Origin of the sequence: Cetobacterium sp. (genome assembly GCF_048470075.1) — a bacterium.
Taxonomy (GTDB): Bacteria; Fusobacteriota; Fusobacteriia; order Fusobacteriales; family Fusobacteriaceae; genus Cetobacterium_A.
Map to the genome: position 1 here is coordinate 1 of NZ_DBGBQB010000118.1, position 6,840 is coordinate 6,840.

The window sequence follows — 6,840 nt, forward strand, 5'->3', positions numbered from 1 at the left end:
ATAATGGATATTGTCTCATCAAACCCAGAATATAACGTAACGAAAAATAAATTAGAACTTTTAGTAAATCTATCAAATAATTTAAACTGTACTAATAATATCAATGAATTTTTTGAAATAAAAGCTCTTGCTTATGATGTAGAAAAGATGATTTTTGATTTAGAGCACATGATAGAAATAACTGAACCTGAGGTTCCTGAGATTGTTACTCCTGAAATAAAAACAGCTATTTTAGAGGATATTCAAACTACATTAATCGGTTCTTTAAAAGATATTATTGATCCTGAAATTAGACTGAATAGCATTGAATATAGACTATATAAAGAAACTTCTTCTGGAGACAGTGAAATTTTACATCTTTCTCTTCCAGAATCTATGTTTAAGGTGGATTTCAAATTTAGAGAACATGGAACTTTCCACTTCATAGCTACTTACTATTACGACGGAGCTAATGAAGTTATCCAGAGTAAAACTGTAAAGTCAAACTCTATTACAATTCAATTGATTGACAAAGAAATTCCAACTGTTTGTTGTGCGGCTTTAACAGCTTTTAAAAACACTCCTAAGGGACTGTTAACTAAGGTTGTAGATAAAGATTTAGCAATAACTGAGGTTATATATACATTAAAAAATTCAAACAACGCCTTAATTGAAACAATTACCAACACTGATCCTTTTGATCATGTTCAATTTAAAAGTGTTGCTGATGGAAACTATTTTTTCAATTGCAACTGTAGATATGATATTGGGTCAAGATCTGGGGAGATTTTATTAAACTCTAATACTATAACTATTAAGGAGGATACAGTAGAACCTGAACCTAATCCTGACCCCAATCCTGAAAAAAGATGGCCTAGAGGAATCTTTGCTCCATTTATTGATGCAGCTAGAGATGATGTTAATTCAAAATTTGCTTTAGCAGATAAATCTAAAATAACAGGTGTTCAATTCTATAATTTAGGATTTATAACTGCAGACTCCAATAAGAATCCAGCTTGGGCAGGTAATATAAATCTACCTGGCAATAGAGGAACTAATGCTGGACTTATGCAGGATATTGAAAGATTAAGATCTATGGGTGGAGATGTATGTATATCTTTTGGTGGTCTTAATGGACCTTACTTAAACGAAGTTATAACAGACATTCAAGATTTAAAAAATAAATATAAATCTATTATAAACAACTGGAACTTAAATAGAGTAGATTTCGATATGGAGCACAATAGAATATCTGGTAATGAAACTTGTGAAGAAAACAGAAGAAATCATATGGCTATAAAGCTTTTACAAGATGAGTTAAAAGCTGAGGGTAGATATGTTGGTTTCTGGTTTACGCTTCCTGTTATGCCTTATGGCTTAAATCAAAATGAACTTCTTTTAGTTGATGATGCTATTAAAAAGGGTGTTGAAATTGAAGGAGTTAATATTATGGCTATGTGTTATGGTGGGGCTTACTCTGGAAATATGGGCGAACAAGCTATATCAGCTATGACAAATCTACATTCTCAATTAAGAACTCTTTATAATAATAACGGAATTACAAAAACTGATGATGAGCTTTGGGCTATGATTGGAATTTGCCCTGAGATTGGAGTAAATGACACTGGAGCTTTTAACACATTCTTTTTAGAGGATGTTACTTCTGTTATCAATTTTTGTAAAGCTAAAAATGTTGGAATGATCACTTTCTGGTCTGCAAATAGAGATAAAGCAAATAATGGTTCAACTCCTAATGGACCTGATTCCACTGGATTAACTCAAGAGGAGTCAGCTTTTACCAAAGCTTTTCAAATCTATAACAGTACAAACACAAATGTATCCCCATTAGTTTTCTCAGCAGATTCTGGAATTTATAATGGGATTCCCGTTTGGCATGAATCAATGAGTTATCCAAACTCAAATACAAAAGTTTACTATTTAGGAAAATACTATTCAAATGGTTGGTATGTCTCTGCTTGGGATCAACCACCATCATCAAATGAAGCTTGGAAAGAAACTACATTATAATTTTATACAAGGAGTGTGCAATGAATACCTTAGAAATACAAAACATAAAATCTCATTTTTCAAACGTTTTAAATCACTATAACAATTTAAAAAAGAGATTTGTTGATGCTAGCAATGAGCTTGAATCTTTAAATATTCAGTTAATAGAGCTAAAAAACAAAATAAATAGCTTAAATATGGAATCATCAATTATATATTTTTTCGAAGTTAAAGAGTTATTATCTAGTGTTGAAAAAAATATATTTGATTTAGATGGAGATATCGTTAATCCTGAGCCACCTATTAATCCGCCTGTTGAGCCACCTGTTGAGCCCGAGGTTGTAATTCCCACTATAGGAGCTATCGAATTATCCATTACTGATAAAAAGGCATTTGTTTCTTCAAAGACAATATCTGACTCTCAAAATAGAATAACTCAAGTTACATATAATTTAAAAACTTCTGTTAGAAATACAATTGAGCAAAAAACTACTACTACTCCAGGTGAAACTCTAGCTTTTTCTACTATTTTAACTCCAGGAGATTATATTGTTGAGGCAATTTTCTCTTATAGAGGAGCTCAATCATTAGAGCAGATTACAAAATTATCTAATACAGCTACTATTAAAGATGAACCTATCGTTCCTCCTACAGATGGTAGAGTTGCTACATTAAAACTTTCATCAGATCAATCTTGGGGAAATGGTTTTAGTGCTGCTATTGAGTTAATCTCTCATACAGATAGAAATTATGGTGGTAATTGGGAGATAAGTTTTGATTCTCCTGCTTCTGGGCTTTCTCAGTGGCAAATTAACTCCTCTAAAACTGGTAATAGAATATCTATAACTTCAGGTTCAGATTGGTCTGGAGCTTCTCACTTCAATTTAGGCCCTAATGGAACTTTTAAAATTGAGGGTATCAATGGTAATGGTGCTCCTTTTGATATAAAGGTTGCTTCTAATGCCACATTAAATGGACAACCAATAAATCTAATTATAAATGGTGAAACTGTAGAAGGTGGAGGAACAAATCCTGACCCACCTGTTGAGCCTGAAGTTCCAACTGTAAACTTCCCTGAAAGATTACCTTTAGTTGGAGCAACAGATGTTGAAGCAATCTATTTAAATGGAGATAACACTCAACTTTTAGGAACAGTGTCAATTCCTTCTTTAAATATACATACTGAATATGCAGTATATATTAATGGTTTTAAATCTTTTATTAAACCTGTTGAATTTACAAGAAGAGCATCTATGGTTAATGTTTCACTTGAAGTGGCATCACTTCCACTATTAACTGGAAATAACACTGTACAACTTGTATTCGCTGGGAAAAATGCCTCAACTATAACATATTATCAAACAAATATACTTACAATAAAAAAAGAGTCAACTGGAAACTCTAAAAAATCATTGATTGGTTACTGGTCTTCATGGGGAGGAAATGGTCCTACATCATACATTGATTTAGAGGAGACTCCTTCTGAATATGATACAATCGTTGTATCTTTCATTGAACATGCAAATGATTATTTAACACCTGTCTTTGACCCAGAAGCGAGTAAAGCTGTTACAAAAGCTCAATTTAAAGAGAAAGTTGCTAGAATGAAAGCTAAAGGGCACAATGTTATAATCGCTGTTGGTGGGCAAAATGGTGTATTCCACATAAAATCAGATTCAGACAAAGAGATATTTAAAAATGGAGTTATTAACATTATTGAGGAGTATGGTTTCAACGGATTTGACGTAGACCTTGAAGGACAAAGTGCTCAAAATGGAACTTCTCACGTTGTTCAAGCAATAAAAGAGATTGTTGAATATTTTAGAGCTAAAGATCCAAACTTTATCTATTCTATGGCTCCTGAGGTTGCTTATTTAATAAGCACAGGTTTTGGAAGTCTATATATAGATCTTATCAGAGAAACAAAACATTTAATAACAACTATACACCCACAATATTACAATGCTCCTGGAACTGGTGTTTATCCATTTGATGGAAGTGGAGTTGCAATAGATTGTAAAAATCAAGCTAGATTTATCCCTGAATTTACTGAAGCACTTATCAAAGGTCATGATGGTCCTGCATGGGGTGGACAATATGCTCAACTTTTCCCAATTGGTCCTATCCCAGAGGAGATTTTAGCTATTGGATTACCTTCAGGTATTGGTGCTGCTGGAACTGGTGCAATCAACGATATGAACATTTTTGTTGAGGCTTGGAGAGAAGTTCAAAGAAGAGGGTACTCTAATGTAAAAGGATTTATGACATGGAGTATCGACTGGGACAAATATCATAACTGGCAGTTTAAAAACGCTTTAGCGCCTCTTATTAAATAGTGATTTTTATGAAAAAACTTAGAATTTTATCTATTGATGGTGGTGGGGTAAAAGGTATTATACCAGCTATTATCTGTGAATATTTAGAGGCTGAAATCTCTAAAAAAGTTGGTAAAAATATATATCTTCATGAATATTTTGATTTAATTGTTGGAACTAGCACTGGAGGTATTTTAGGTGCTCTCTATACATCTCCAAACTACCACACTGCACAAGAGATTGTTGAACTCTATAAAAATTGTGGAGATAAAATTTTTAAAAAAAATATAATTAGAAGGATTTCATCTTTTGGTGGAATCCTTCGTCCTAAATACTCCACAAAATCTCTTGAAGAGTTGGCAATGACTCTATTTGGAGATATAAATTTAAGCGATACTTTAAAGCCTTTTATGTCCACTTCCTATGATTTAATAAGAGCTAAAGAGATTTTTTTTGACAGTTTAAATGCTAAAAGAAAACCTTTGAAAAATTTCAAACTAAGGGATGTTGTTATTGCAACTTCATCAGCCCCTGTGTATTTTAATGCAAAAAAACTAGTCTCTTTAAATGGTGATACATACAACTGTATCGACGGTGGAATATTTGCTAACAATCCAGCTCTTATAGCTTATGCTGAAGCCAGAAATCTCGATTTTAAAAAGCACTTAAAAGATGACAAACCATCTTTTCCAGGATCTGATGATATGATTCTCATTTCAATTGGGACAGGGAAAAAAGAGGGATATAAAAATTATGAGCATTTAAAGACTAAGGGCGGAGCAAAATGGGTGATACCGATTATTGATATTCTCTTTTCTGCTCAATCCAATACTGATGATTTTATTTTAAGAAAAATTTTTGATTCCTCTAAAAATAAGTGGAACTATTATAGATTAAATCCTCGTCTATATAAGGGTTCATTGGAGTTAGATAATAAATCTGATAAAAATATTGAAAATCTCTCCTCTGATGCCTATGAGTTTATCAAAAATAATAAGGATAAGTTAGATGATATTATTTTACAACTTATTTTAAATAGTTAAGATTACTAATTTTTTATTGGTAATCTTTTTTGATAAAAAATATCCGGTGAAAAAACTACAAAAAAATAAAAAAACTCCTTTTACAGAGTTTCAAATTTCAAATGGTGCCTAGAAAAGGATTCGAACCTTCGACCGCTCGGGTATGAACCGAGTGCTCTAGCCAACTGAGCTATCTAGGCTTAAAAATAAATGGCAGGTCAAGAGGGACTCGAACCCCCAACCCTCGGTTTTGGAGACCGATGCTCTACCAATTGAGCCATTGACCTGCATGGTCGGAATAGCAAGATTCGAACTTGCGGCCCCCTGCTCCCAAGGCAGGTGCGCTACCGGACTGCGCTATATTCCGAACTATTTGTCTTTCGTAGCTGGTTGCTTGCTACATAATTATAGTATCATAAAATATTATTTATGTCAACAAACTTTTTTATTTTTTTTATTTTTTTATTTGTGATATAATCTCTAGTAGATAATTTTGACTAATTGTATGGAGGTTATTATGAAAAAATTCATTTCTTGGAATGTCAATGGATTTAGAGCCATTCTTCAAAAAAATTTTTTAGAGTATTTTAATTCTATTGATGCTGATATCTTTTGTTTACAGGAAATAAAACTTCAAGAGGGGCAAGTTGATTTTAATCCCGAAGGATATAACTGTTATTGGAACTATGCAGAAAAAAAAGGTTACTCAGGAACAGCTGTATTCACTAAAGAAAAACCCTTATCTGTGTCCTATGATATTGGAATAGATCATCACGACAAAGAGGGAAGAGTTATAACCCTGGAGTTCAATGACTATTATTTGGTGAATGTGTATACCCCTAACTCCCAAACAGAGTTGGCTAGATTAGATTATAGAATGACATGGGAAGATGATTTTAGAAACTATCTTTTGGATTTAGACGCTAAAAAACCTGTTATTCTTTGTGGTGACTTAAATGTTGCTCACACTGAAATTGACTTAAAAAATCCAAAATCAAATAAAACAAATGCCGGATTTACAATTGAAGAGAGAGATAAATTTAGTGAACTTCTTAAAAGTGGATTTGTTGACAGCTTTAGATTTTTACATCCAGATGTCACTGATGTCTATTCATGGTGGTCATATAGATTTAGCGCTCGAAAAAACAATGCTGGTTGGAGAATCGATTACTTTGTAGTTTCTAATAAGATAAAAGATAAGATTGTAGAAGCTAATATTCATAATGAAGTTATGGGATCTGATCATTGCCCTGTGGAACTTCTTATTAAAGAACTCTCTTAATTGAGAGCTCTTTTTTTATTTCCTTTCAACTTTAAAAGGAATCCTATTTTTTTTTAGTAGATGTAAGTACAAACTAAAAATTCTTTTTTATTTCCTAAGGAGGTTTTTATTATGAGTTTAATTAAAAAAAATGACTGGTTTTCTAATTTTTTATCTGATCCCTTTGATGAGGATAAGTTACAAAACCCCTTTAAAAAAGCTTTTCCTGCTGTTAATATCTCTGAAAATGAAAAGG

Annotated in this window: 4 protein-coding genes and 3 tRNA genes; 4 read left to right on the top strand and 3 right to left on the bottom strand. The window is 32.5% G+C overall.

Translation table 11 applies throughout. From position 1 onward, the window contains the following. The 3 genes from ACMOUI_RS04340 to ACMOUI_RS04350 form a co-directional block, all read left to right on the top strand. Positions 1-2,007 (top strand): chitinase (locus ACMOUI_RS04340; protein ID WP_418964513.1); only part of this gene is annotated, 2,007 nt, incomplete at its 5' end. Between the two features lie 20 nt (positions 2,008-2,027). Next, a complete protein-coding gene (locus tag ACMOUI_RS04345) occupies positions 2,028-4,322 on the top strand; it encodes a glycosyl hydrolase family 18 protein (RefSeq protein ID WP_418964514.1) in 2,295 nt (764 codons plus the stop codon). Positions 4,323-4,330: 8 nt separating this feature from the next. Continuing rightward, complete coding sequence (locus tag ACMOUI_RS04350) at positions 4,331-5,344, top strand: patatin-like phospholipase family protein (RefSeq protein ID WP_418964515.1); 1,014 nt, start codon at positions 4,331-4,333, stop codon at positions 5,342-5,344. Between the two features lie 102 nt (positions 5,345-5,446). Here the strand turns inward: ACMOUI_RS04350 and ACMOUI_RS04355 are convergent. The 3 genes from ACMOUI_RS04355 to ACMOUI_RS04365 all read right to left on the bottom strand — a co-directional run bounded on the left by ACMOUI_RS04355 (position 5,447) and on the right by ACMOUI_RS04365 (position 5,690). Further along, positions 5,447-5,523: transfer RNA gene (locus ACMOUI_RS04355), tRNA-Met, on the bottom strand. Between the two features lie 11 nt (positions 5,524-5,534). Further along, a tRNA-Trp gene (locus ACMOUI_RS04360) sits at positions 5,535-5,610 on the bottom strand. Positions 5,611-5,613: 3 nt separating this feature from the next. Then, positions 5,614-5,690: transfer RNA gene (locus ACMOUI_RS04365), tRNA-Pro, on the bottom strand. A gap of 150 nt (positions 5,691-5,840) precedes the next feature. On the opposite strand from ACMOUI_RS04365, the gene ACMOUI_RS04370 reads away from it, so the two are divergent. Then, positions 5,841-6,605, top strand: a complete 765-nt coding sequence (locus ACMOUI_RS04370) for an exodeoxyribonuclease III (protein WP_418964516.1) — start codon at positions 5,841-5,843, stop codon at positions 6,603-6,605. Positions 6,606-6,840 lie beyond the last annotated feature (235 nt).

Bases quoted from the DNA above. Each gene is read 5' to 3' on its own strand.
- ACMOUI_RS04345 (WP_418964514.1), top strand. From the start codon at position 2,028: ATGAATACCTTAGAAATACAAAACATAAAATCTCATTTTTCAAACGTT.
- ACMOUI_RS04370 (WP_418964516.1), top strand. From the start codon at position 5,841: ATGAAAAAATTCATTTCTTGGAATGTCAATGGATTTAGAGCCATTCTT.
- ACMOUI_RS04350 (WP_418964515.1), top strand. From the start codon at position 4,331: ATGAAAAAACTTAGAATTTTATCTATTGATGGTGGTGGGGTAAAAGGT.